The organism is Streptomyces sp. NPDC002868 (genome assembly GCF_055563295.1).
In genome coordinates this window covers 29,075-52,410 of sequence record NZ_JBVHDR010000022.1, presented here as the reverse complement: position 1 = coordinate 52,410, position 23,336 = coordinate 29,075, and the positions used below count along the sequence as shown (strand labels likewise).

22 protein-coding genes and 1 pseudogene are annotated in these 23,336 nt (G+C 68.7%); 13 read left to right on the top strand and 10 right to left on the bottom strand.

The window, feature by feature from the left end:
• Positions 1 to 237: 237 nt before the first annotated feature.
• From ACZ3H8_RS36410 to ACZ3H8_RS36395, 4 genes are all read right to left on the bottom strand, one after another.
• Positions 238 to 1,266, bottom strand: coding sequence for a S66 family peptidase (locus tag ACZ3H8_RS36410; protein ID WP_467409103.1), 1,029 nt, complete (start codon positions 1,264 to 1,266; stop codon positions 238 to 240).
• Between the two features lie 82 nt (positions 1,267 to 1,348).
• Entirely contained in the window at positions 1,349 to 2,176 is an 828-nt protein-coding gene (locus ACZ3H8_RS36405; protein WP_467409106.1) for an IS5 family transposase, read from the bottom strand.
• A 4-nt stretch (positions 2,177 to 2,180) separates the two neighbouring features.
• On the bottom strand, positions 2,181 to 2,390 hold the full coding sequence (locus ACZ3H8_RS36400; RefSeq protein WP_467409102.1) for a hypothetical protein: 210 nt from the start codon (positions 2,388 to 2,390) through the stop codon (positions 2,181 to 2,183).
• Positions 2,387 to 3,142: a type 1 glutamine amidotransferase domain-containing protein gene (locus tag ACZ3H8_RS36395; RefSeq protein ID WP_467409101.1), complete on the bottom strand. Its 756-nt coding sequence runs from the start codon at positions 3,140 to 3,142 to the stop codon at positions 2,387 to 2,389. The genes ACZ3H8_RS36400 and ACZ3H8_RS36395 overlap by 4 nt, the downstream gene beginning before the upstream one ends.
• Before the next feature lie 63 nt (positions 3,143 to 3,205).
• On the opposite strand from ACZ3H8_RS36395, the gene ACZ3H8_RS36390 reads away from it, so the two are divergent.
• Positions 3,206 to 3,997, top strand: coding sequence for a class I SAM-dependent DNA methyltransferase (locus ACZ3H8_RS36390; RefSeq protein ID WP_467409098.1), 792 nt, complete (start codon positions 3,206 to 3,208; stop codon positions 3,995 to 3,997).
• Positions 3,883 to 4,164 (top strand): Tn3 family transposase, encoded by a 282-nt coding sequence (locus tag ACZ3H8_RS36385; protein ID WP_467409105.1) that lies wholly within the window; start codon positions 3,883 to 3,885, stop codon positions 4,162 to 4,164. Before ACZ3H8_RS36390 ends, ACZ3H8_RS36385 begins: the two co-directional genes overlap by 115 nt.
• A 336-nt stretch (positions 4,165 to 4,500) precedes the next feature.
• Here the strand turns inward: ACZ3H8_RS36385 and ACZ3H8_RS36380 are convergent, their stop codons facing one another.
• Positions 4,501 to 5,250, bottom strand: a complete 750-nt coding sequence (locus ACZ3H8_RS36380) for a dienelactone hydrolase family protein (RefSeq protein WP_467409097.1) — start codon at positions 5,248 to 5,250, stop codon at positions 4,501 to 4,503.
• Positions 5,251 to 5,350: 100 nt separating this feature from the next.
• Between ACZ3H8_RS36380 and ACZ3H8_RS36375 the strand changes: the two genes are divergently transcribed.
• On the top strand, positions 5,351 to 5,842 hold the full coding sequence (locus ACZ3H8_RS36375; protein ID WP_467409096.1) for a MarR family winged helix-turn-helix transcriptional regulator: 492 nt from the start codon (positions 5,351 to 5,353) through the stop codon (positions 5,840 to 5,842).
• Positions 5,843 to 6,047: 205 nt separating this feature from the next.
• Positions 6,048 to 6,875 (top strand): recombinase family protein, encoded by an 828-nt coding sequence (locus tag ACZ3H8_RS36370; RefSeq protein WP_467409094.1) that lies wholly within the window; start codon positions 6,048 to 6,050, stop codon positions 6,873 to 6,875.
• 85 nt (positions 6,876 to 6,960) lie between these two features.
• On the opposite strand, the gene ACZ3H8_RS36365 is transcribed toward ACZ3H8_RS36370, so the two are convergent.
• Complete coding sequence (locus tag ACZ3H8_RS36365) at positions 6,961 to 7,401, bottom strand: SRPBCC family protein (protein WP_467409093.1); 441 nt, start codon at positions 7,399 to 7,401, stop codon at positions 6,961 to 6,963.
• Positions 7,402 to 7,804: 403 nt separating this feature from the next.
• Between ACZ3H8_RS36365 and ACZ3H8_RS36360 the strand changes: the two are divergent.
• From ACZ3H8_RS36360 to ACZ3H8_RS36345, 4 genes and pseudogenes are all read left to right on the top strand, one after another.
• Positions 7,805 to 8,123: pseudogene (locus ACZ3H8_RS36360) on the top strand (transposase family protein); the annotation flags it as partial.
• A gap of 242 nt (positions 8,124 to 8,365) precedes the next feature.
• Positions 8,366 to 9,070: a hypothetical protein gene (locus ACZ3H8_RS36355; protein WP_467409092.1), complete on the top strand. Its 705-nt coding sequence runs from the start codon at positions 8,366 to 8,368 to the stop codon at positions 9,068 to 9,070.
• Between the two features lie 248 nt (positions 9,071 to 9,318).
• Positions 9,319 to 10,074 (top strand): hypothetical protein, encoded by a 756-nt coding sequence (locus ACZ3H8_RS36350; protein ID WP_467409090.1) that lies wholly within the window; start codon positions 9,319 to 9,321, stop codon positions 10,072 to 10,074.
• Between the two features lie 298 nt (positions 10,075 to 10,372).
• The gene (locus ACZ3H8_RS36345) at positions 10,373 to 10,819 is read left to right on the top strand and encodes a RidA family protein (protein ID WP_467409088.1); all 447 of its coding nucleotides are present in this window, start codon (positions 10,373 to 10,375) and stop codon (positions 10,817 to 10,819) included.
• Between the two features lie 309 nt (positions 10,820 to 11,128).
• Here the strand turns inward: ACZ3H8_RS36345 and ACZ3H8_RS36340 are convergent, their stop codons facing one another.
• The 3 genes from ACZ3H8_RS36340 to ACZ3H8_RS36330 form a co-directional block, all read right to left on the bottom strand.
• The gene (locus ACZ3H8_RS36340) at positions 11,129 to 11,698 is read right to left on the bottom strand and encodes a YrhB domain-containing protein (protein ID WP_467409086.1); all 570 of its coding nucleotides are present in this window, start codon (positions 11,696 to 11,698) and stop codon (positions 11,129 to 11,131) included.
• Positions 11,699 to 12,108: 410 nt separating this feature from the next.
• Entirely contained in the window at positions 12,109 to 12,741 is a 633-nt protein-coding gene (locus ACZ3H8_RS36335) for an HAD family hydrolase (protein WP_467409085.1), read from the bottom strand.
• A gap of 138 nt (positions 12,742 to 12,879) precedes the next feature.
• On the bottom strand, positions 12,880 to 15,321 hold the full coding sequence (locus ACZ3H8_RS36330; RefSeq protein ID WP_467409083.1) for a SpoIIE family protein phosphatase: 2,442 nt from the start codon (positions 15,319 to 15,321) through the stop codon (positions 12,880 to 12,882).
• Between the two features lie 471 nt (positions 15,322 to 15,792).
• Here ACZ3H8_RS36330 and ACZ3H8_RS36325 point away from each other — a divergent pair, with 471 nt between their 5' ends.
• The 4 genes from ACZ3H8_RS36325 (at position 15,793) to ACZ3H8_RS36310 (ending at position 18,469) form a co-directional block, all read left to right on the top strand.
• Positions 15,793 to 16,020, top strand: coding sequence for a response regulator transcription factor (locus ACZ3H8_RS36325; protein WP_467409081.1), 228 nt, complete (start codon positions 15,793 to 15,795; stop codon positions 16,018 to 16,020).
• A 777-nt stretch (positions 16,021 to 16,797) separates the two neighbouring features.
• Entirely contained in the window at positions 16,798 to 17,193 is a 396-nt protein-coding gene (locus tag ACZ3H8_RS36320) for a hypothetical protein (protein ID WP_467409079.1), read from the top strand.
• Positions 17,194 to 17,584: 391 nt separating this feature from the next.
• Positions 17,585 to 17,977, top strand: coding sequence for a helix-turn-helix domain-containing protein (locus tag ACZ3H8_RS36315; protein WP_467409078.1), 393 nt, complete (start codon positions 17,585 to 17,587; stop codon positions 17,975 to 17,977).
• Positions 17,978 to 18,058: 81 nt separating this feature from the next.
• On the top strand, positions 18,059 to 18,469 hold the full coding sequence (locus ACZ3H8_RS36310) for a VOC family protein (RefSeq protein ID WP_467409075.1): 411 nt from the start codon (positions 18,059 to 18,061) through the stop codon (positions 18,467 to 18,469).
• A gap of 659 nt (positions 18,470 to 19,128) precedes the next feature.
• Here ACZ3H8_RS36310 and sbnA read toward each other — a convergent pair.
• Positions 19,129 to 20,115 (bottom strand): 2,3-diaminopropionate biosynthesis protein SbnA, encoded by a 987-nt coding sequence (sbnA, locus tag ACZ3H8_RS36305; RefSeq protein ID WP_467409074.1) that lies wholly within the window; start codon positions 20,113 to 20,115, stop codon positions 19,129 to 19,131.
• A 602-nt stretch (positions 20,116 to 20,717) separates the two neighbouring features.
• Here sbnA and ACZ3H8_RS36300 point away from each other — a divergent pair.
• Complete coding sequence (locus tag ACZ3H8_RS36300) at positions 20,718 to 23,318, top strand: Pls/PosA family non-ribosomal peptide synthetase (protein ID WP_467409073.1); 2,601 nt, start codon at positions 20,718 to 20,720, stop codon at positions 23,316 to 23,318.
• Positions 23,319 to 23,336: the final 18 nt, after the last annotated feature.

Below are 23,336 nucleotides of genomic sequence, written 5' to 3'. Positions count from 1 at the left end.
CAGCGGCTCCAACTTCGGGCCCCGACGAGGAACTGACGCACCAGCAGCAGAAGTCACACAACAACTAACGATCAACTACTGACGCAGGACACTAGGGCCTGACTCGTCGATCACGCTAACTGCCCGTCCTGGACTCTTCAGCCCTGTCGTCGGGCAATCGGTTGCGGACGGCGGTATCAGGTGCCAAGTGCATCTGCTACCGCCGTTTCATGGGCAGTGGAGGGGGAAATTGGCGTGTCAGACCAAGGTCTGGGTGAGTTCGCTCCGCGTTGATGTGTGGACCAGGCGGCCGTGCGCCCCATTGACGATCGGCATGTATGGCGGGACGTGGCCGCATTCCACGTCGGCAATGATCGGCACATTCAATGGACCAAGCGCGTCCAGCACGGCCTGGTGCTGGGACAATGAAGGGGCGCCTGGTGCCGAGGTCCGTCCGACGAGCACCGCGTTCGCCGCGTCGAAGAAGCCGGCCAGCCGCATACCGTGCAGGTTCCGGCAGATGGTGAAGGCATCGTCGCCTGCGGCCTCCACATACACCAGCAGCGCGTCCGCAGCCTCAGTCCGTGCGAAGTCGGACACGTTGAGAAAGGCGGTCCCGGTGAGGTTGCACAGTGTCTCGATGCAGCCCCCGATCAGGCGGCCCTCGACTTCAAGATCTCCGCTTCCGTCCAGCCGTGTCCATGTGCCACGGGCGTCGAGCGTGTACTCCCGTACCTCGGGCTGGGCGGCGTAGTCGTCCCAGCCAGTGGATCTGTGGTGGCCAGGCGGGATCTGTGTGAACTGGTGCCCCCGTGGTGCGCTGACGATGTCGAGCCAGGAGACCAGCCCGTCAGGGGTCCGGTAAGGAGTGTCCATGAGGTTGTTGCCGTGAATGGTCGCGGTCCCGGTGAGGAGGGTCAGCGGGGTGATGATGGTCGACAGGTCGGAGAACCCCACGAGCCAGGTCGGTTCAGCGACGCGCAGTTGGTCCCAGTCGAGCAGCGGCAAGAGGTCAATCGCCAGCTCCCCGCCCCAGGGCGGCACCACAGCACTGATTTCGGGATCGGTCAGCAGCGACGTCAGTTCGTCTGCGCGCGCGGCGGCGGGAGCACTGACATGTCCCGAGCCGTCCATGCATTTTCCGAGGACCACCTCGAATCCGCGTGCCTCCACGTCGCGGATGGCCACGTGGAGGCGCTCGCGGAGCTTCTCGTTGACTCCGCTGGATGGAGAGGTGATTCCGACGCGGTCACCGGGGCGCAAGGGGCGCGGGTATCGAACTGGCATGCGCTGGATTCTGGCACGGCACCGTGTCGGCCGGGCAGCGAGTTTCAGCGCATGCCCTTCACCGCCGTGGGTGGCCTGTCGGTCACGTCCGGAGCCAGATGAGGAGTGCGGCGGCCGTGACAGTGCCCAGGTAAACGTAGCCGCGCTTGTCATATCGGGTGGCTACAGCCCTGAACTGCTTCAGCTTGTTGATCGCTTTTTCCACCGAGTTCCTGGCCCGGTATCGGGCCTTGTCGAAGCCCGCCGGCCGGCCGCCGCGTGAACCACGCTTCCGGCGGGCGGCCTTGCGGTCGCTCTTCTCCGGGATCACGTGCCGGATCCCGCGACGGCGCAGATAGGCGCGGATCACACTGTTGCTGTACGCCTTATCGGCTCCAACACTGTCCGGCAGACGTCGTGGTCTGCCCGGACCGAGCCGAGGGACACGAATCTTGTCCATGACCAACTCGAACTGGGTGCAGTCCGCCCGCTGCCCGGGGGCGACCACGAGGGAGAGTGGGCGGCACCTGCCGTCCGCACTCAGGTGGACCTTGGTGGTCAGCCCGCCACGGGAACGGCCGAGGGCTTCGCCTGCCGCGCCGCCTCCACCAGGAACAGGAGTAGGCGCACATGCGCGGCAAGTGAAGTGATCTTTGTGTGGCCCCTTTTGAGGCCTGGGCGGTCGGGGCGGCGGGTTCTTTGGAGCCCCTGCGGCATGCTGGTGGGCGCGGATCGAGGTGGAGTCGATGTTGACGTTCCAGTCGACTTCGCCCGCGGCGTCGGCGATGGCCTGGACACGCTGCAGCAATCTCTCCCAGGTGCCGTCGGCCGACCACAGCATGTGCCGATTGTGGACGGTCTGCCACGGGCCGAAGCGTTCAGGCAGCTTGCGCCACTGACACCCGGTGCTGGACTCAGAATGAGCCCTCAGCTGGTCAGGGGCGTTGTCCTTGGCCTTCTTGCGCTTCGTCGGAAGCGGGGGTGCCCTCGGCAAACGTGAGCTGCTCGACGACGTTGTCGTCGTAGACGGTCTTCGGCCGCGCCATCTGCTCCAAGAGCCGCAGATTCACCCGCGTGAGGTTGGTAATCGGATCACCCGTGACCGGATGAACTCCGGCCGTGGCCCTGGGTGGCACCGGGGTCATGGCCGCCGAGTGTTCAGGAGTGCGATGAACCGGCGGCCGAAGAGGTAGGCGTCGCCCGGCCAGCGGGCGGAGAGGTAGTTGCCGTCCTCCACGACGAACGCGGGAGTGTCGTCCGTGGCTGTCCCGCGGGTCGTAAGGGACTTGGGGCCGCGTTCGAACTGCCTGCCCGGGTCGGCCAGTGCGGCCCTGACCTCGTCCTCCACGTAGGCGGGATAGGTCCGGTAGTAACGGCCGAGCCGCCAAGCCGTCGTCAGATAGGCTGTCCGTTCCATGTACTTCGGCAGACATGTGGTACGGCGGTCCGCGAGCACACTCCGGTCTGAGCCGTCCTCACGCGCCCGCGCCAGGACCAGCACGCCGTGGCAGATCGCCCCGACGGGCCTGTCCAGCGCCCAGAACCTGGCGACCTGCTGCTGCAGCCCGGCGGAGCCGAGGTACTGCCGCATCCCTGGTGCGTGACCGCCGGGCAGGATCAGCCCGTCGAAGCCGGTCACGTCGAGATCCGCCCACGCCAGGGTGGTGCTGAACTCCTGGGACCGGACGAGCTGTTCGTAGAAGGCCTTCGGTTCCCTCTCCGCGCCGAGCTGCCCGAAGAGCACACCTGTCAGGAGTCTCGGATCCGCCGCGGGCCGCGTGCCCGCGTGCTCGGTGGCGAAGACGACCTGGTGCCCGGCGTCGGTGAGCATCCGCCAGGGCACGGCCACTTCGGTGACGTCGAAATCGCGGTCGGGGACCGGCATCAGCACACGCATCCGTGCATGATGGCAGGCGAAGTTGGCAGGCGAGGTGACCAACTGGCCTGACAGGATGGCGCGATGGCTGGCCATCTGTTCGCCGGTCCCGGTCTCGCCGTGTTGTACGACGTACTCAACCCGGCCGAGGACCGGGGCGACTTCGGCTTCTATCTGCCCTTGGTGATGTCCGCCCGGTCCGTGCTGGATGCCGGCTGTGGCACCGGCACGCTGCTGCACTCCGCGCGGGAGGCCGGTCATGGCGGACGGCTGTGCGGTGTGGACCCGGCGGAGGGGATGCTGGAACAGGCACGGCTGCGTACGGGCATCGAGTGGGTTCTCGGCGACCTCGGGACGGGTGGCTGGGACGGCGAGTTCGAGCTGATCGTGATGACGGGGGACGCGTTCCAGGTGCTCGTCGAGGACGGCGAGCTGCGCACCGCGCTCGCCGCGGTCCGCACGGCGCTGACCGACGACGGCCGCTTTGCGTTCGAGACGCGCAGTCCGCGGGTGCGGGCGTGGGAGAACTGGACGCCGGACAGAGCTGTGGAGGCGGTGGGCCCGACCGGTTGCGTGGTGCGGCTGGCCTGTGAGGTCGAGACGCCGGTCGGCGGAGACCTGGTCTCGTTCACGCAGACCTTCACCGGTCCCGACTGGGACCGACCGCAGGCCAGCCGCAGCACGCTGAGATTCCTCGACACGGACGCGCTCTCCTCGTTTCTGGAGGGCGCGGGCCTGGTCGTCGAGGAACAGTTCGGTGACTGGGACGGCAGCCCGCTGACCGACAGCAGCCCGGAGATCATCACCGTCGTACGGCGAGGCCCGTCGAGCAGGAGAAGACCGCGAAATTCAGTGCTCTGCTCACGAACGCGGTGATCTTCCGCAACGCCCTGGACATCGCCGAGATCGTGCGTCAGCTCCAGGAGGAGGGCCACGTCATCGACCCCGAGGACCTGGTGCACATCTCGCTGTACCTGACCGAGCACATCCGCCGCTTCGGCGAGTACTCCACCCATGAACTCGGCCTCCAGCCCGAGGCGTAGGACCCGCACCTGGACGTCGACTTCAGCCCGCTGCGCGGCGACGGCCCGCCCGCCCCGGACGGCTACGGCCAGGCCGCCTGACCCCGTCTCACAGGAAGACTTCTCCATGCCCGCTAAACAGTTCGGGCGCTGGTCCAGCGCCGCCACCACTGACCTTGCGCAGGGTGCGGCCGGCGCGGTGCTGGCTCGTCGTTAAGGAAGCTGTCACCAGGTACACGCGATTGCGGCGCATGACCACGACCGCCAGGTCCCGGCCGCCGCGTCCGCGTTGCGGCTGGCGTGCGAGCTACGGGCTGCCGAGCCGTGCACTTCGGGTTTGGTTTCCGGGCCGGAGCGTCAGCTGTTGGCCAGGGTGCGGTCGAGGAGGGCGAGCAGTCGGTCCCAGTGGCGCTGCAGTGCGGAGGGGTTGAAGGCGTCGGTGTCGGACATCGTGAAGCCGTGGATGGTGCCAGGGTAGATCTCGGTGGTGTGGCCGACACCTGCTGCATCCAGGGCCTGGTAGAGCTCGGTGGGGGCCTCGGCCGCCATGTCGTTCTCGGAGATGCCGAGGTGGACTTGGGCGGTGAGCTTGGGGAGGAGGCGGTGCGGGCTGTCGGGCGCGTCGGTGACCAAGGGGCCGGGGTGGAATCCGGCGAGGGCGGCCACCTGGCCGGGGTGGGCCGCTGCGGTGCGCATCGCATAGGCGCCGCCTATGCAGTAGCCGGTCACGGCGACCGGTCCGGCGCTGGCCTCGGGCTGGGTGGTGAGGAACCTGAGGTAGGCGTCGGCGTCGCGCAGGACGCGTTCGGTGGTGTGCGCCTCGATCAAGGGCATCAGCTGGGCGATGACCGCGGGCCGGATCTCTTCTCCGATGTGCCCGGGAAGTTCGATCACTGGTGCCGGGCCGTGCCGGTAGTAGAGGTTGGGGACGAGCACGTAGTAGCCGTGGTCGGCCAGTTCGCGGGCCATTTCCTTCAGCACGGGCCGCACGCCGAAGGCGTCCGTGTACATCAGCACCCCCGGGTGCTGCTGTACACGGTCGGGGCAGGCGGCGAAAGCGTCGGCCTGGCCGTCCGTGGTGGGGATCTGCAGTGTCTTGGTGGGCAAGAGCTTCCTTCCTTGGAGTTCACTCGATAAACGTTCATCGCACTAATGTTTTCGGCGCGAGTGACCGTATATCGTTAGTGGGACTAACGCAATGGGTAGGATGGGCGCCGTGATCAGAGCCGAAGCCGCGGACATGCCCGACGACGGCGCGCTCAAGACGCCCGACCGGCTGCGTCGACGGGCGAGCCGACTGTTGTCGCAGCTGACCATGCGGTCGGACCGGCTGATAACCGAGGGGCTGGCCCAGGCCGACGCCCACAAGTGGCACTACGCCGTGCTCGCCTCACTGCAGGACTTCGGGCCCGGCAGCCAAGCGACGCTGAGCGGGCGCACCGGCATCTACCGCAGCGACATGGTCGGCGTGCTCAACGAACTGGCCGAGCGTGACCTCGTCGAGCGGGCACCGGATCCCGGCGACCGGCGCCGCAACATCATCACGATCTCCGCCCAGGGCCGCCGCCACCTACGCCGCCTTGACAAGGTCCTGGACGACCTCCACGACGAACTGCTCGCGCCGCTGAGCCCGGCCGAACGCGACCAGTTCGTGCAGTTGCTCACCCGCCTGCTGGACCACCACACCCGGACCTCCTGAGCCGCGTAGCGGCATCCGGCATCAACGCCGCCCGGGGCGCTGTTTCATAGGTGGCCGCCTGTGAAACAGGCGGCCGTCCGGCGGTCCACCTGCGGCGATCATGTTTCATGAGTTGCTGCAAACGGCTGGACGTCTGAAACACCCTCATGAAACGGGCTGGGGTCGTGAGCGACGACTTCAAGCGCGTGGAAGCGCTGCCTGCCCGATGTCCACCTGCGCCGCTCCGGCGGGCTCGCCCTGCCGCACTGGGAAGGGCAAGGTGGCCATCCAGTACCACACCGCCCGCTTCCGGCTCGTGCCCCAACTCGCCAAGGCGTTGAACGTGCCGACCCCCGCCGTGCGCAAGCCGGGCTCGGCGTGGACCGAGCTGCCCCGGCCCGCGAGCGCCGGCACCGAGCCGGTCGGGCGCGTCCGCCCCGGGTACGCCCGCGCCTCGACCGCGCGGCAGTCCCTGGACGCCCAGTTGGACTCCCTCGCCGAATCCGGGGTCACCCGGGTCTTCTCCGAGAAGATCTCCACCCGCGCCACCAAGCGCCCCGAGTTGGAGGCCGCCGTGAAGGTTGCCGGGGAGATCCGTTCCTCCGGCGTGCGCGTCACCCTCGTCGTCCACGAACACAAACGGCTCGGCCGCGGCATCGAACTCGCCATGCTCGCCGAAGAGCTGAAGGCGAGCGACGTCGGCCTGGAGTTCCTCACCGGGGAACTGAAGGGCTCGCACGACCCCTCCGGCATCGTGTTCACTGTGCTCGCGGCCCTGTCCGGCATGGAGCGCGAGTACATCCGCGACCGCACCCTCGAAGGCCACGAGTCCGCCCGCAAGCGCGGCAAGACCATCGGCGGCGCGGGCGTCACCGACGAGGACATGCTGTCCATGGCTCTCCACCTGCGCGATCAGGAGATGAGCCTGCGCGACATCGCCAAGCGGCCCATCATCACCACGGGCGCGAAGAAGGGACTGCATCCCTCGCCCGCCACCGTCATGCGAATGTTGCGCGCGCACGACGACCAGGCGGCTGCGGTCTCGGCGTCGTAGACGACCCGTCAGACGCTCAAGGTCATCCTGCGGCGGGTTTCCGGCGTACCTGGGTCATGCCCCCACAGGCTCTCGGCGGGAGGCGTCACGCGGTTGACCATTCCCCTTCGACCAACTCCTTGAAGCGCTCGAGGTCGTTCCGTACCAGCCGTTCAATCGCGGTCGCCTGGGCGAAGCCCCTCGGCCCGCCGAACGCCTCTTTGACGGTGCCTGGGTCGTACTCGACCCGGGCCTGGACTCGGGTGTGCGCCCGGTCGATGGGCAGCAGTGAGAAGGTTCCCGCCAGGTCGGGACCCTTCGTGGTCTGCCACTCCATAGTGTGGGCCTTGCCACGGTCGGTGATCTCGGCCTCGAGCTCCTGAGCCCGGCCGCCCGCGTCGACCTCCAGGTGCGCCCCGTGCCCGCCCTCCGAGCGAGCCTCGCGTACTCCTTCAAGGAACCGCGGATAGGTCTCCACACGGTGGAGGCAGTCCCAGGCCACATCGCTCGGAACACGGACGTCGATCTGTTCTTCGAGAGTGCTCATCGGCCACCTCAAAACTCGGTTCGCGCTCTACGGGCCATGTCTCCAGTGTCCCCCCGGGGGGGCGATGGCGGCTGGTGTCAGTGCGTGAGGGCCGACGGGTAGGCGGGCTGGTGCCGGCCTCGGTGTTGCGCCGAAGGTCTCGTCGTCCTCACCCGCCGGGCTGACCCGACCCGGTCAGCAGCGTAGGCGCCGACGGCCGCTGCCGGAGCGAACGTGCGCCCGCACTCCGGATGAACCGCTCACGCCGTCCCCGGCCTCCCTTGCCGGACGACCGCGGTGCGGGGGCTGCTCACGGCGCACCAACTGCCACGGGGCCCTCGCCTGGACCGACCGGTGCCTGCCTCTTCGGCTCAAGGAGGCTCCTTGCCCGCACTCCTGATCCGACTGGCGACCCCCCTGGCGCAAGCACGAGCTCGTGTTCACCGACCGGGTACTCGTCACCCTGGTCCACCTGCGCACCCGGCTGCCGCATGCGGCGCGCGCCGAGCCCTACGGGGTGGGCCGCTCCACCGTCACCGAGGCCATCTGCGAGATGCGCCCGCTGCTCGCCGACCGGGGCTTCGCCGTCCCCGACCGGCCCGGCCTGCGGCTGCGGACCCTGGCCGATGTGTTCGCCTACGCCGCCGCCGAGGCTGCGGATCGGCGGCACCGAGACCCAGGTCCGCCGCCCCAAGGCCCACCGGTCCGGCCGCTGCGCGTTCGTGTCGGGGAAGAAGGAGCAGGTGGCCGCGTGTCTGGTTTCGGGGTGGGTTGGGGGCTGCCGGGGTGGGGTTTTTGTGGGGTTTTACCTGGTGTGTCTGGCTGCGTCAAGTCCCGAGTCCTCGGAACGTGACGGTGTGCTGCGGGTCGGGCCTACTGGAAGTGCGGCCCCACCCGAAAGGGAACGGGGCGGCACGGTAAAGCGGAAATCCTCGCCGAGGATTCTCCCTTCATATAGTCCCTCTTTATCAGTAGGAGAAATCCCATGAATCGCACTGTTCACACCCACAACGATGACCGTCCCAGGCGTCGGGGCCTTCGCCTTGCGACGGTTGTCGCTTCGGCCGCTGTGATCGGCGGAGGTGTCATTCTTCCGGCGACCGCCGCGACGGCGGCCCCGATGCCCGCCTCGTCGGTCGTGAGTCTCGCCGACTCCCACAAGCACCCCGACCACCACCCTGACAAGCATCACGGCAAGGGAAAGGACAAGGACAAGCACAAGAGCAAGGGAAAGGGCAAGAGCAAGAGTAAGAGCAAGGGCAAGAATAAGGGCGGTGACGCCAAGGGAGGTAATGCGTCCGGTATCGGCACCAATAAGGGCGGTAACGCCAAGGGCGGTAATGCGTCTGGTGTAGGTACCAATACCGGTGGTGACGCTCAGGGTGGTAATGCGTCCGGGACTGGCACCAACACCGGTGGTGACGCTCAGGGTGGTAATGCGTCCGGGACTGGCACCAACACGGGTGGTGACGCTCAGGGCGGTAATGCGTCCGGGACTGGTACGAACACCGGTGGTGACGCCACGGGCGGTAATGCGTCCGGGACTGGTACGAACACCGGTGGTGACGCTCAGGGCGGTAATGCGTCCGGGACTGGCACCAACACCGGTGGTGACGCTCAGGGTGGTAATGCGTCCGGGACTGGCACTAACACGGGTGGTGACGCTCAGGGTGGTGACGCTACGGGCTAGGAGCTGACGGGCGCGGACAGCGTCGAGTGAGTTCGCAGTCTGGCTGGGTGGCCAAGGCCGGCGGCCGCGCCACCCAGCCAGACCGCCAGTGTCCCCGCGGAAGCGGAAGGTGCGGCTGTTTCAGGCGGCCTCGCACGGTGCGGCGAATGCGCCCACCCCGGCATCGGGTAAAGACCCGTCTCGAAAGATTATGGTTTTCGCTCGTTCTCGCCTTCTCGAGAGCATGCGGAAGAGGAACGAGAATTCTTATGAAGCGTAGTATCCGGAAGAGCAGTCTGGCCGTAGCCACCGCCTCCGTCCTCCTGGCTGCCGGCGGTGTACTGATCCCGGCGGGCGCAGCGTTTGCGGCACCGACGCTGCAGAGCCAGACGGTGTCGGCAGTCAGCGGCGACCACGAGAAGCGTGACGGTCACAAGAAGCGCGACGGTCACAAGAAGCGCGACAGTCACAAGCACAAGAAGAGCGACGGTCACAAGCACAAGAAGCGTGGCGGCCACGGAAAGCACGACGGTCACAAGAAGCGTGGGAGCCACGGCGACTACTGCCGCAGCGGGACGGGCGGGGATGGCACCGGCGGCAACGGGACGGGCAGCAACGCCCCCGTCTGCCAGGCTCCGGGCGGCACCGGCACGGGCGGCACCGGCCGCGGCGGCAGGGGCAGCTGTGGTGGCCGCGATGGCAACGGCCGCAACGGTACGGGCACCAACGGCAACGGCGGCGGCCCCTGCCCGGACGCGCCGGCCCCGCACGCTCCGCCGAAGGACGACACCGGCAGCCCCTCTACTCCGGACGCGCCGGCCCCGCAGGCTCCGCCGAAGGACGACACCGGCGGCCACTCTGTTCCGGATGCGCCGGCGCCGCAGGCTCCGCCGAAGGACGAGACCGGCGGAGCCTCTGTTCCGGATGCGCCGGCGCCGCAGGCTCCGCCGAAGGACGAGACCGGCAGCGCCTCTGTTCCTGAGCCCGCCCCGCAGGCTCCGGCCGACGACGTCATCGTCACGTGACCGCGCGGGGGAACACGCCGAAGGCGGATGGCGCAGACCTGCGGAGGCGGCCCGGGACGGTCTCCTTGCCCTGGTTGCGGGTGTCGTGATGGTGCCGGGTGTCGCCTGGCTGGAAGGCTCGTGAGGATTGTGGGTTCCTGCCCCGCCGCATCTGCGGCGGGGCAGGACTCGTTTCCGTGGCGATGGGGGAGTGGGCGGGCCGTATGAAAGGACGCGGTGCACGATCTGGCCCGGATGCTCCTCAGCCCGTTCTCCATCTTCCAGCCGGTGCTGGGTGCTGCTCGGCTAGCAAATTGCGATGCGCGAGGACGGCAGATCCGTCAGACTCGCGGGCGTGAGCGCGAAGATCACCCGCATCAACCCTGAGCAGTTGCATGAAACGCCCGGCTACCACCACATCACAGTGGTGGAGGCCGGACGGACGGCCTACTTGGCGGGGCAGTGCCCTCTCGATCGGAGCGGTTCCCTCGTCGGTTCCGGGGCTCTGGAGGTGCAAATCGACCAGGTCGTGGCGAACGCGCTGGCCGCCCTGACAGTGCTGGGTGCCCAGCCACAACATGTCGTGCGCTCGGTGATCTACGTGCGGAGCGATGAGTCTGGAGTCCTGGGCACCGCATGGCGCCGGCTCACCGACTCGGCTATCGGTCCGGCGTTCACCACCGCCAGCACGCTCCTGGGCGTCGCGCAACTGGGCTTCGCGGGGCAGCTTGTCGAGGTGGACCTCACCGTTGCACTGCCCGACTGAGCTTGTTCATCATCTTCCGGCCTCGAACGGTTTCTCGAACTTGGTTGCTCGCCTGGGGATTCACCGGACGTGGGGGCGCCCTTCATCTGATGTCCCGTCTCAAATGATCTGGTCCATGGTTTATGGCTGTGACCTGCGGCGACCGGATGATTTGAGACGCTGGACTGGCGGATTTCTCAATTGATCTGGTCTCCGGCGAGCGCGGATACCGGCCGCCGTCTCAGACGATGTGGTCCGGATCTGTCGCTTTGCACTGATACCCGAGCCAGTCGGGCTCGGGTGGGGTGTCGCTGCAGGTGCACGAGGTGCTCAGCCGGAGGAGGTGCCCTGTGCGCGTGACCAGTTCGCCGGTTCGGGATTGGGTCTGCTGTACGTGGTTATGGCCAGGTACCGCGTGTCCGGCTGCGGCAGTCGGGCCACCAGGTCAGCAGGCGGTTCAACTCCAGAACCGATCGCGTCGACGAAGCGCAGGGCTTCGGCGGGGCTCAGCCCGCCCCCAGCATGGCGCACCGCCTTGAACGCGTCGAGCCGGCGCCCGAGATCCGTCAGACGCCGCACCTCGACATCGATCTCTCGTGGCGGGATCTCGCCCCGGACCTTTTGCCGGTACTGGTCCTCCCATTCCAGACCGTCGCTGCAGAACTGGAGGTGCACCATGTGCAGGCTGCCGTCCAGGGCGTCGACGAGGAACGGGCCGTGGCCGACGAAAGCGTCGCGCAGGTCGCGAGTCCGCGCGAACTGCGGTGACTGGCAGATGATCAGCCATCCCAACGCGTGCCGCTCCACGCTGATGACCACCATTGGCGGCAGGGACCTCTCGGCCCCTTCGCCGAGTAGGTGGCGCTCCACCAGCTCGATCGCCCACTCACGCGAAATCACGCAGCCACCGTACGCGGCCAGCCCACACACCCACACACCAATTTGCCGACCACCGAGCTGGCCGACACGCCCCGAGCGGGACGGCCGCCAACGGGCCCCCTTCGCCTGAGACGGCCTACGGATCGGACCAGATCACCTGAGACAGGGACCAGACCGGCTGAGACGGGACACCCTTCATCTGATCATGCATGGGGCATCGGTTGTCCCGTCTCATTCGATCGTGCCCCTGCTCGACGTGGTGACCTGGATGGATGTAACGGTCTGTGAGACAGCTTCCGGTAGGTGTCTCAGGTGCTGTTGTCTCCCTGGTTCGCTTCCTCAGGGTTGTCTGGCTTGATGTTGCCGGTGAGTGAGCTGGTCACGTTCGGATTGCCGGCCGCGTGGCCAAACCGCTCGGGTGAGTGGCGGTCTCAGCCGTTCGCCAAGAAGCTGAGCGACTCGCGGACATCCGCAGGCTCGCGGTAGTGCACGCCGCTCATCCCGAGCGCGACTGCGGCTTCGATGTTCTCCAGCCGGTCATCCACGAAGAGACAACGGTCAATCGCGACACCTGCCTGCTCAGCCGCGATCTCGTATATCTCCCGGTCCGGCTTAGCCACCCCCACCCGGGCGCTGTTGACGACGCGGTCTGCGAAATCCGCCAGCCCCAACGACACCAGGTCGTTCTCCAGCTCCAGGGATGCGTTCGTTACCAGGATCAGGGGCATGTGTGCCCGCACTCGACGAAGCAGGGCCACCACCACCTCGTCGGCCCAGAACGGCGCGTTGGCAAGTGCCGTACCCAGCTCACGCGCCTGCACCGCCGGTACGTGGCCCGCAAGGCCGAGGACGATGGACTCCACCCACTGCTGCTGAGTGATCTTGCCGAGAAGCAGGGGCAGATCTGTCTCCGGCGCATAGGCCACCTTCGCAGTCGTGCCGTGCGCCAGCCCCGCAACACGCTCCAGCCTTGCCAGCTGCGTCGTGTCGTAGAAACGGATCACGTTGTCGACGTCGCACAACACCGCGTCGAAGGGCCTGCCGGAAGTCCTGGAAGTCGTCACTGCCCTTGGATAACACAGTGATCAGCCGGCGGTTGGTTGTCTCACGCGACCGTGTCCCTGACGTGCGAACCGGACAACGTCAGATGAGACGGAAGCAAGGCCTCAAGAGACGGGACATCGACCTTCGAACCCAGGCATTCAGTCTCCGGTGAGGGTTTGTTCGGCCCAGATGGTTTTGCCGATGGGGGCGTGGCGGGTGCCCCAGCGGTGGGCGAGTTGGGCGACCAGGAGCAGGCCGCGTCCTCCTTCGTCGTAGGTGCGGGCGCGTCTGAGGTGGGGGGCGGTGTTGCTGGAGTCGTAGACCTCGCAGATCAGGGTGGTGTCGGCGTGGATGAGGCGGAGCTGGATGGGTGGTTTGCCGTAGCGGATGGCGTTGGTGACCAGTTCGCTGACGGTCAGTTCGGTGATGAAGGCGGCGTCGTCCAGTCCCCAGGCGGTGAGTTGGTCGGTGGCGTTTTTGCGGGCCTGGGCGACGATGGCGGGGTCGCTGGCCAGGTCCCAGGCGGCGACCTTGTCGGCGTGCAGGGCGCGGGTGCGGGCGATGAGCAGGGCGATGTCGTCGTCGGGGCGGTGGGTCAGCAGGGCGGTGAGGATCCTGTCGCAGATGGTGTCCAGGGTGGGGGCGGGGCGGGCGAGGGCCTGGAACAGTTTGTCCAGGGCTTCGTCGATGTCGTGGTGGCGGGGTTCGAGCAGGCCGTCGGTGTAGAGGGCGAGGAGGCTGCCTTCGGGCAGTTCGGTTTCCATGGTTTCGAAGGGCAGGCCGCCCAGGCCCAGTGGCGGGCCGGCCGGGACGTCGAGGAAGTAGACGGCGCCGTCGGGGGTGACCACGGCGGGCGGGGGGTGGCCGGCCCTGGCCAGGGTGCAGTGGCGGGAGACGGGGTCGTAGACCGCGTAGAGGCAGGTGGTGCCGATGCCGCCGGCGGTTTCTGCGGCGCCCTGCGTGCCGCTCTCGTCGGCGGACAGGTGGATGACGAGGTCGTCGAGGTGGGTGAGCAGTTCGTCGGGCGGCAGCTCGACGTCGGCCAGGGTGCGTACCGCGGTGCGCAGCCGGCCCATGGTGGCCGAGGCCCGGATGCCGTGGCCGACCACGTCGCCCACGACCAGGGCGACGCGCGCGCCGGACAGCGGGATCACGTCGAACCAGTCGCCGCCCACGCCGGCCTGGGTACCGGCGGGCAGGTAGCGGGAGGCGATCTCCAGTGCCGCCTGGTCGGGCAGCGTATGCGGGAGCAGGCTGCGCTGCAGGGTCATGGTGGTGGTGCGTTCCCGGCTGTGCCGGCGGGCGGTGTGGATGCTGAGGGCCGCTTGGGCCGTGAGTTCCTCGGCCAGCAGCAGGTCGTCCGGTTCGAAGGGCTCCTGGCGCTGGTGACGGCTGTAGAAGGCCACGCCGAGAGTGATGCCGCGCGCCCGCATCGGCACCACCATCACCGAGTGTGTTCCCACCTCGCGGATCCAGCCGGCCTGGGGGTCCTTCGCCGCCCACCGGGCGATGGCGGGGTCGCTCCCCTCGTACAGGGCGCCATGGCCTTGGGCCAGGCACTCGGCCACCGGTGACAGCGCCGGGTAGGTGGTCCTCTCGCCCACCGCGACCAGGGACTGCGGGCTGTCCTGGAGGACCGAGCGCACAGCGGTGCGGCCCAGGGTGAGGGGTCCTGCCGGCGGGACGGGGGGCGGCTGGTCGCCGTGCTGGGGGGCATCCAGCAGGTCGACGGCGGCGAAGTCCGCGAGCCGGGGGACGGCGACGTCGGCCAGTTCCTGCGCGGTGCGCTGGATGTCGGGGGTGGTGCCGATGCGGGCTTGGGCGTCGTTCAGCAGGAGCATCCGCTGCCGGGCGAGGTACCCCCCGGACCCGGAGTGCGCCGTCAGGCACACGGCGCGCACCCGGCCGTCGGGGTCCTTCAGCGGGGCCAGCGAGGTCGACCAGCCGCGCTCCGCGCTGACACCCGTGGGGCGGATGTAGGCCTCCACCTGCTGCGGCTCGCCGCTCTCCAGCGCGAGGCGCATCTTGCTCTCGGCCTCCTCGCTCACGGGATACGGCGCGATTTCCGGCAGGCGCAGCCCGCGCATCTGGTCCTCGGTGAGGGACAGCGCGCGCTCCATGCCGCTGTTCGCCCGTACCAGCCGCAGGTCCGCATCGAAGACGGCCAGGATGTCGGGGGACTGGGTGAACGTCCATTCCCTCAGCGCTTCGCTCCCGGGCGTGCCGGGCGTGCCGGGCCTGCCCGCCACCGCACACACCACGAGCCACTCGGCGGCCGGGCCGTTTGGCGTCCGGCGGTGCGCGAGCAGTGGCCGCTCAAGGCGGCGGCCGTCCCGGTGGAGCAGCGCCACGGTGCCGCTCCACCTCTCCCGCCCGGCCGCATCCCGCCGCGCCGCCTCGCCGACGTCATCGGCGAGCAGCCGGGCGGCGGCCTGCCCCACGACCTCCGAGGGCAGGTAGCCCAGCAGCCGCCGGGCACCCTGGCTCCACCCCGTCACGATGCCCTGCTCACTGACGGTGGCCGTGGCCGTGTATGCCGACTCGGGACGGGCGTCCGACTCGTCCGGCCGCTCACCGGGAGGGGTGGGAAGTCGCTCCATCGCCGCTCATCTCGCCGTTCGGGAACCTGCACGGCCGGGGCCCTCCTGACAAGCATGATCCTCAGGGCGGGGGAGCACCAACCCGGCGCTGTCACCAGGGGCCCTGCCCCAGGTCCTGCCGCCGGCAATGCCTCAGGGGGCGGCCGGCGGCTCACAAGCCGGCCCGGCCCGCCCCGGCCCCCGCCGGTGAGGCCCGGTCGGCCGCGGACATGCAGCGCCTGCGGCCCCCGGCGGCGGTCACCGCCGGGGGCGGCAGGTCATCTCCGTAGCCATGCTGCTCTTGTCTGTGGCCGGGCTGTGGCGCGTCTGTGGGCGTGGCCTGTGACAGGCCTGTGACAGTCGGCGGACACCGTCATGAAGTGGCCCGGGCAGGCTTTTTGAAAGAGGACAAATTGCAGTATTCGGGCATTTGCCCCCTGCTTCCGAGGGTGTGAGCAGTGATGACCGTGCCGATCCGTCGGAGGAAATCCCATGAGCCTCACCCTCACCACGCCGTACGCCGCCCCCGCACCTGCGCTGGCCCCGCGTGAGCAGGAGACGCTGCGGCATATCGCCGCGGGGCGCACCTACCTGCAGACGGCCCGCCACATGGGGCTCTCCAAGCACACGGTCGACGCCTATCTCCGCCGTATCCGGGCCAAGCTCAACATCAACAGCACGGCCGAACTCACCCGGCTGGCCATCTCCCTGGGACTGTGACACCCCGCCACCCGGGCGGGAACCCGCCGGGAACGCGATCCGGCGCCCGTGCACGTCCCCGGCACACGCGCCGCGCTGCACCGCCGCTGCTCACCGGCCCGGGCCGAGCTCCCCGCCTCGGCCCGGCCCCATAAGCAGCGGTGCGGTATCTCGCTCGAATGTCCCCATGGGTTCTGGCTGGGTTGTCCGTGAAGCGGCAGACCGTGGGGCAGTCCCGGTGACATGGGCTGAGAGCACCTGGTGACACCGATGGAGAACTGGCCGCGCAGTGGAGTGAGAACTCCTGCAGGAAGGCGCGTTCGGCCTGGCATTCTGCTGGCTTGCCGGCCATGCGCGGGGACTCTGGGTGATGTCGTGTTCGCGGGAGAGTTCGCGCGGCGGGCATCGCAGACGCGTTCAACACCGGCTTCGTGGACTATGCCTGACGGTGCGTCGGCACTCCCGCAGGCGCGAGAAGCAGTCGCAGGACCGATGCAGCGTAGGTCGCCGGACCAACCCCGCAGGCGTGGGGAGCACCTGCTGCTCGACGAGCCCCGTCGTGGCTGGACAGACCCCCCACCTGCGTGGGGAGCGCCAAGACGGCCAAGTAGCTCTGCCAGTTGGACGACGACAGACCCCCACATGCGTGGGATAACCGACGGAATTCGCTGACCTGCTGAAACACGGGCGCTGCCGGGCGAGAGTCCCGCGTAGAGGCGTGCAGATTCCCGGTGAACTTCCGTGGGTGGATCGACCGGTCGATCTCCCTCTTTGTTCGAGGCGGTAGGTTGCTGCGCCATGCCTCTTGTGACCTACACCATGGAGTACTTCGACGAGAGTTCCGCGCGTCTGCGGAAGTGGGGGGTGGTCCTGCTCGCCGCCACTGGAGCCCTGTGGCTCTGGTTCGCCGTTCTGCTGTTCACGCCCTACACCGTCGATCAGGCGCAGGGCGGCCCGGCGGACTGCGACTCCCGGTTCTTCACTGACCGGCGGGAAGCCAACGAGCTGGCCGCCGGTGGCGGCCGGTGTGAGGCCGAGCGCGACTGGCCTGAGCTGCTTGCGGTCCTGGGCGCCTCGATTCCGACAGCCATAGCCGGCACAGCCCTCTTTACGACAGGCATGGCCAGCATCCGCATGAACCGACATGTATCCGAGGTGGTCCGCGCCATCACGCCGCAGGACACGGCTTCCTGATGCGACATAACACGGCTCCATGACCGCTCCCGAATTGGACACCCGCCGCGGCTTTGCCGGGCTCGCGGCGGCGTCCCCTCCCAGTGACGCGACGGGCCATTCCGTCACCCCGCGAGCCGCATTCCGTCGGTAGCCCGCGTGGGGAGCACCGTGCGGATGGGAGCTGCACACTCCTCACCGCAAACAGACCCCCACATGTGCGGGGAGCGCCCTTTCTCGCCTGGGCGTCCAGGGCTGTCCGGTGGGTGGTCGGTGACTTGCCGGGCACGCCCTGGTGGGCGGTACTGCGGGGGGCGGGCCGTCGTGGTGCACCACTTGCGCGGGGAGGGGGCGGAGCGGATAGGTCACCGGGTCTGTCACGGAGGGCGGAGAACCGTGGTGTGATGGCGCCGTGGGCCGCGCTGCTGAAGAGTCCAACCGCCGCATGCTGCGGGCACGGGATGCGATGGACCGCGGCTACGCGCAGCCGCTGGACGTCCCGGCGCTGGCCCGGATCGCCCATGTGTCGCAGGCGCACTTCACGCGCACCTTCCGGGCCACGTTCGGCGAGACGCCGCACCGCTACCTGCAGCGCCGCCGTGTCGAGCGGGCGATGTTCCTGCTGCGGGAGACCGACCGCAGTGTGACGGACATCTGCTTCCGGGTCGGCTTCGGCAGCCCGGGAACCTTCAGCCGTACGTTCCGCGCCATCGTCGGCCGGTCACCGAGGGCGTACCGCAAGGAGGCGGCGGCCACGGGTGTACCGACGTGTTTCACGATGGCGTGGATGCGGCCGAGTGCCTGAGCGTCCGCACTGCCCGTACCGTCCGTCGGCTGAGCAGTTTCGGATAAGTTTTCGTCCGGCCTGCCCGGTAGCGTGATGCACATGTTCACCGCCATCACGCACTCGCAGATCTACGTCCTCGACCAGGACGAGGCCCTCGACTTCTACGTCGGCAAGCTTGGCCTGGAGGTCAACGCCGACGTCGAGCTGGGCTCCATGCGCTGGCTGACCGTGAGCGTTCCCGGCCGCCCGGAGCGCCAGATCCTGCTGGAGAAGCCGGGCGCTCCGGCGATGTCCGAGGAGACGGCGCAGCAGGTCCGCGAGCTGGTGACCAAGGGCGTGATGGGTGGCCATCTCATCTTCAGTACGGACGACTGCCGCACGACGTACGAGACGCTGCTGGGCCGGGGCGTGGAGTTCACCGAGGAACCCACCGATCGTCCGTACGGAACCGACTGCGGCCTGCGCGACCCCTTCGGCAACAGCATCCGCTTCACCCAGCCGAAGGCCTGAGGACTGTCCGACGGGTGAGGGGCGGAGCCAGAGCCGGAACGCGGCAACGGTAGCGGTGCCGTGAAAGACAGGGGCCCGCCTATGCGAAGCGCACCGCCGCCGCACGGAAGACCCTGAGCTGGTTGATGCGGTACGTCTGCCCGGCCGGCAGCGAAGGCGGCTTGCGGCCGTAGCACAGGCAGGGAACGAGATCCGAGTACCGCAAACCACTGCCCGCCGGTGTGCAGGCAGAGTCCGCCGGTCGGCTCGTGGCCGGGGCTGAGGATGCCGTGAACGCGGGACCCCGTGGCGGCAAGGACGGCCCCGGCACACGGATCCTGCGCGCGGGGGCGCCCGTCCTTCTCGCGCTGTCATGTACGCCAGCAGGCAGCGAGGGGCCGTCGGGCCGGCCGTGCTCCGGTTCCCGGAACCCGCCTGTGAAGCGGCCGCAGCGAGGGTGCTGGTCGCTGCTCAGGCGGGGGAGTCCAGCCGCCGTGTGCCCTCCCGCTCTCCCCGGGACTGTGGGCTGTGCGGCCGTGGCCGCGGCCGTGGTGGGGCAGGCCGATGCGTCTGAGGGCCGGGACCCCCACGTCCCGCGCGGCGGGGGCAACCGGCACGTTGTCAGGCGGGCCTGTGCCGCTGGGTCTTTGCGATGTGCGGGGGCTTCACCGTGCGGGGGGTCAGGCCGCGTGGGATGCGCTGGTCAGCTCCGGGGAGCCGAGGACGTCCTCGCCGTACAGGTCCTGCACCCAGTTGGTCTGGTAGATGGTCTCCAGATACCGCTCACCCAGATCCGGGGCGATGGCCACCGCGGTCAGCTCCCCTCCCTGCTGCCGGGACAGCCAGTCCATCGCGCCGCTGACCACTGTGCCGGTGGAACCCCCGAACACAAACCCGCGCCTGGCCAGCCGGTGACAGGCCCGGATGGTGTCGGCCTCCGCCACGCACACCACATCGTCGACATAGGACTCGTCCAGCAGCGGCGGGCGCCTGCTGGTGCCCAGGCCGGGAATCATCCGCCGGCCCGGGGCGCCCCCGAAGGTCACCGAGCCCACGCTGTCGACGGCCACGATGCGCACCGGCCGGTGCCACTGGCGGAAGTAGCGCGCGCAGCCCATCAGGGTCCCGGTGGTGCCGGCCCCGACGAACAGCACATCCAGGTCGGGGAACTGCCGGGCGATGGCCGGGGCGGTCCTGCGGTAGTGGGCCATGCCGTTGCTGGGGTTGGTGTACTGGTTGAGCCACACATAGCGGTCGTCGGATGCGCACAGCGCGCGGACGTGGTCGATGCGCGCGCCGAGGAAGCCGCCGACGGGGTCGGGCTCGGTGATGATGTGGACCTGGCTGCCCAGGGCCTCCATCATCATCCTGGTCGACAGGTTGCAGCGGGAGTCGGTCACGCACAGGAACCGGTAGCCCTTGCTGGCTGCGATCATGCTCAGGGCCACGCCCAGGTTGCCCGAGGACGACTCGACCAGGACCGAGTCCTCGGTCAGCAGGCCGTCGCGTTCGGCGGCCTCGACCATTTCGGTGGCGGCCTTGAGTTTGATCGAGCCGGCGAAATTGAATCCCTCGCATTTGAGGAACAGCGACTGCCCGAAGATTCCCTCGAGGTCGACGTAGAGGTCGTCCTCGTTGAAGGCCTGGGGAACGGATATGACGGGCATGGTCGCCTCCTCAGCTGCGGATCAGCGGGCCCCGGCCGCTGATCCGTCTCGGCGCGGCCCGGGGAAGAATTCGCCGGCGGGATTGCGATTCGCCGGAACACTTCCAGTACGCCCGAATCGGAGCAGCCTTGTCATGCCACCCAAATTCGGGACTTGACACACGCCCCGTTCGCGCATAGGCGGTCCTGCTCGTGCCCGGGACAGGGGCTGGACCGGCCACCGGCACCAGGGTCATCCGCCGCCTGCGGGCCTGGTCACGACCGTGTCCCTGCCCTCGTGGCCTGCCCCGCCGGGATACCTGGTCCCCACCCGGAAAACGGCGGGCAAGACGGGGCGGTCAATGCAATTCCCGCGCGATTTTCCCGCGGATTGAACGGGTGCCTGTGATACGCGGCCGAGTGCCGGGCGACGGGCACAGAAAGCAAGGGAACACAGGGCGATGACCGGCAGAGCGGTCGGGCTATCAAGACCGGTGTGTTGCGTCAAGCCCCGACATTCAGGGGCAGGACAGGAACTCCCCGGCCGGGCCTACTGGAGAGGCGGGCATCACGAATCCGCCCCGCACCGACCGACGCTGACCGAAACGTCTTCAAGGAGCTCACGTGCCAGGGAAATCTGTCGAGGTCTTGACGGCCGATCCGGCTGACATCACGGCCCGCCAGGACGGCCAGGACGCCTGCCCGGCGGCCGGCACCGAGGGGCTTTTGGCCGAGGTGCTGGCCGGCGTCGTGCGCGTCGAGCAGGTGCCGGCCGACAGTCACTTCTTCCATGACCTGGGCGCCGATTCCCTGGTGATGGCCCAGTTCTGTGCCCGGGTCAGGAAGCGGGCGGACCTGCCGGCGGTGTCGATGAAGGACATCTACCGGCACCCCACCATCCGGAGCCTGGCCACCGCGCTCACCGACGCCGCACCCGCCCCCGCGCCGTCACCCGCCCCCGGCACGGACCCGGCGCCAGCCCCGGCCGAGGTGCCGGCCGAGGTGCCGACACCGGCCGGCACGCCGCGCTACGTCCTGTGCGGAACGCTGCAGCTGCTGATCTTCCTCGGCTACTCCTGCCTCACCGCCCTCGTCGCCGTCGAAGGCTACGAGTGGATCTGCGCCGGCTCCGGTCTGCTCGACTCCTACCTGCGGTCGGTCCTGTTCGCCGGCGCGGGCTTTGTGGGCCTGTGCACCCTGCCCGTCCTGGCGAAGTGGACGCTCATCGGCCGCTGGAAAGCCGGCGAGTTCCCCGTGTGGGGCATGGCTTATCTGCGTTTCTGGGTCGTCAAGACCCTGATCCGCACCAGCCCCCTGCGCCTGTTCGCCGGCTCGCCGCTCTACGTGCTGTACCTGAGGGCGCTCGGCGCACGGATCGGCAAAGGTGTCACGTTCCTCTCCCGCACGATCCCGGTCTGCACCGACCTGCTGACCATCAAGGAGGGCACGGTCATCCGCAAGGATGCGCTCATCTCCTGCTACCGCGCCCACGCCGGCCTGATCCAGACCGGCCCGGTCACGCTCGGCAGCCACGTCCTGGTCAGCGAGCACACGGTCCTCGACATCGGGACCTCGATGGGCGACGGTGCCCAGCTGGGCCACGCCTCCTGCCTGCACACCGGACAGCGGGTGCCCGACGGCGAACGCCGGCACGGGTCCCCGGCGCAGCCGGCCGAGGTGGACTACCGCACGGTCGGCCCCGCCGGCTGCCCCACCGTCAAAAGGACCGTCTACGGCGTCCTGCAGCTGCTGAACATCCTGGCGGTGTATCTGCCGCTGGCGATAGGCGGCGTGAGCGTCCTGCTCGCCGAAATCCCGCAGCCCAGTGCGCTGCTGCGCCCGGAGCCGGTGGCGTTCACCAGCGCGGCGTTCTACCTGGATGCCCTGACCGTCTCCGTCGTCCTCTTCTTCGGCGCCGCACTCGCCGGCCTCCTCGTCGTGGGCACCGTGCCACGCGTGCTCAACCGGCTCATCAAGCCCGGCAGGGTCTATCCGCTGTACGGCTTCCACTACGGCATCCAGCGGGCGGTCGCGCTGATGACCAACCGGAAGTTCTTCACCGCCCTCTTCGGCGACAGCTCCGGCATCGTGCACTACCTGCGCTACCTCGGATACGACCTGTCCCGCGTCGAGCAGACCGGGTCGAACTTCGGCACGCAGGTGCGGCACGAGAGTCCGTATCTGAGCTCTGTCGGCACCGGCACGATGGTCGCCGACGGACTGTCCATCATGAACGCCGACTTCTCCAGCACCTCCTTCCGGGTGTCCCGCACGTCGATCGGGCCCCGCAACTTCCTCGGGAACAACATCGCCTACCCCGCGCAGGGCAAGACCGGCGACAACTGCCTGCTCGCGACGAAGGTCATGGTCCCCATCGACGGACCGGTGCGCGAGGGGACGGGCCTGCTGGGCTCGCCCAGCTTCGAGATCCCGCGCACGGTGATGCGTGACAACAAGTTCAACCACCTGCAGACCGGCGACGAGCTGCGCCGCCGCCTGGCCGCCAAGAACAAGCACAATGCCGCCACCGCCGGCCTGTACCTGCTGGTGCGGTGGATCCACTTCTTCGTGATCACTCTCATCACGATGGGCGCAGCCGGCCTCTACCCCTCGATCGGCGCGCCGGCGTTCGCGCTGGCCGGCGTTCTCACCCTCGCGTTCACCGTTGTCCACTTCGCTCTGTTCGAACGGGCCGTCACGGGATTCAAGCCCCACAAGCCGCTGTACTGCTCGATCTACGAGCCCTCCTTCTGGCGCCATGAACGCTTCTGGAAGATGGCCTCGACCGACTACATCCAGGTCTTCAACGGCACCCCCTTCAAGAGCATGATCTGGCGGCTGCTGGGGGCCCGGATCGGCAAGCGGGTCTTCGACGACGGCTGCTCCTTCCCGGAGCGCACCCTCGTCACCGTCGGCGACGACAGCACGCTGAACGCAGGGACCGTGATCCAGTGCCACTCGCAGGAGGACGGCGCCTTCAAGTCCGACCACAGCACGATCGGTGCCGGCTGCACCCTCGGGGTCGGCGCCTTCGTCCACTACGGCGTGACGATCGGCGACGGCGCCCTGCTCGCCCCCGACTCCTTCCTCATGAAGGGCGAGGAAATCCCCGCGCACGCCGGGTGGGGAGGCAACCCGGCCCGGGACATGCGGGACGGCAGAACCCGCCTCGAGGCCCGCCGGGAACAGACCGCCACCCACGCCGCCCCGGCACGCGGCAACTGACCGCAACTGACACCGCGA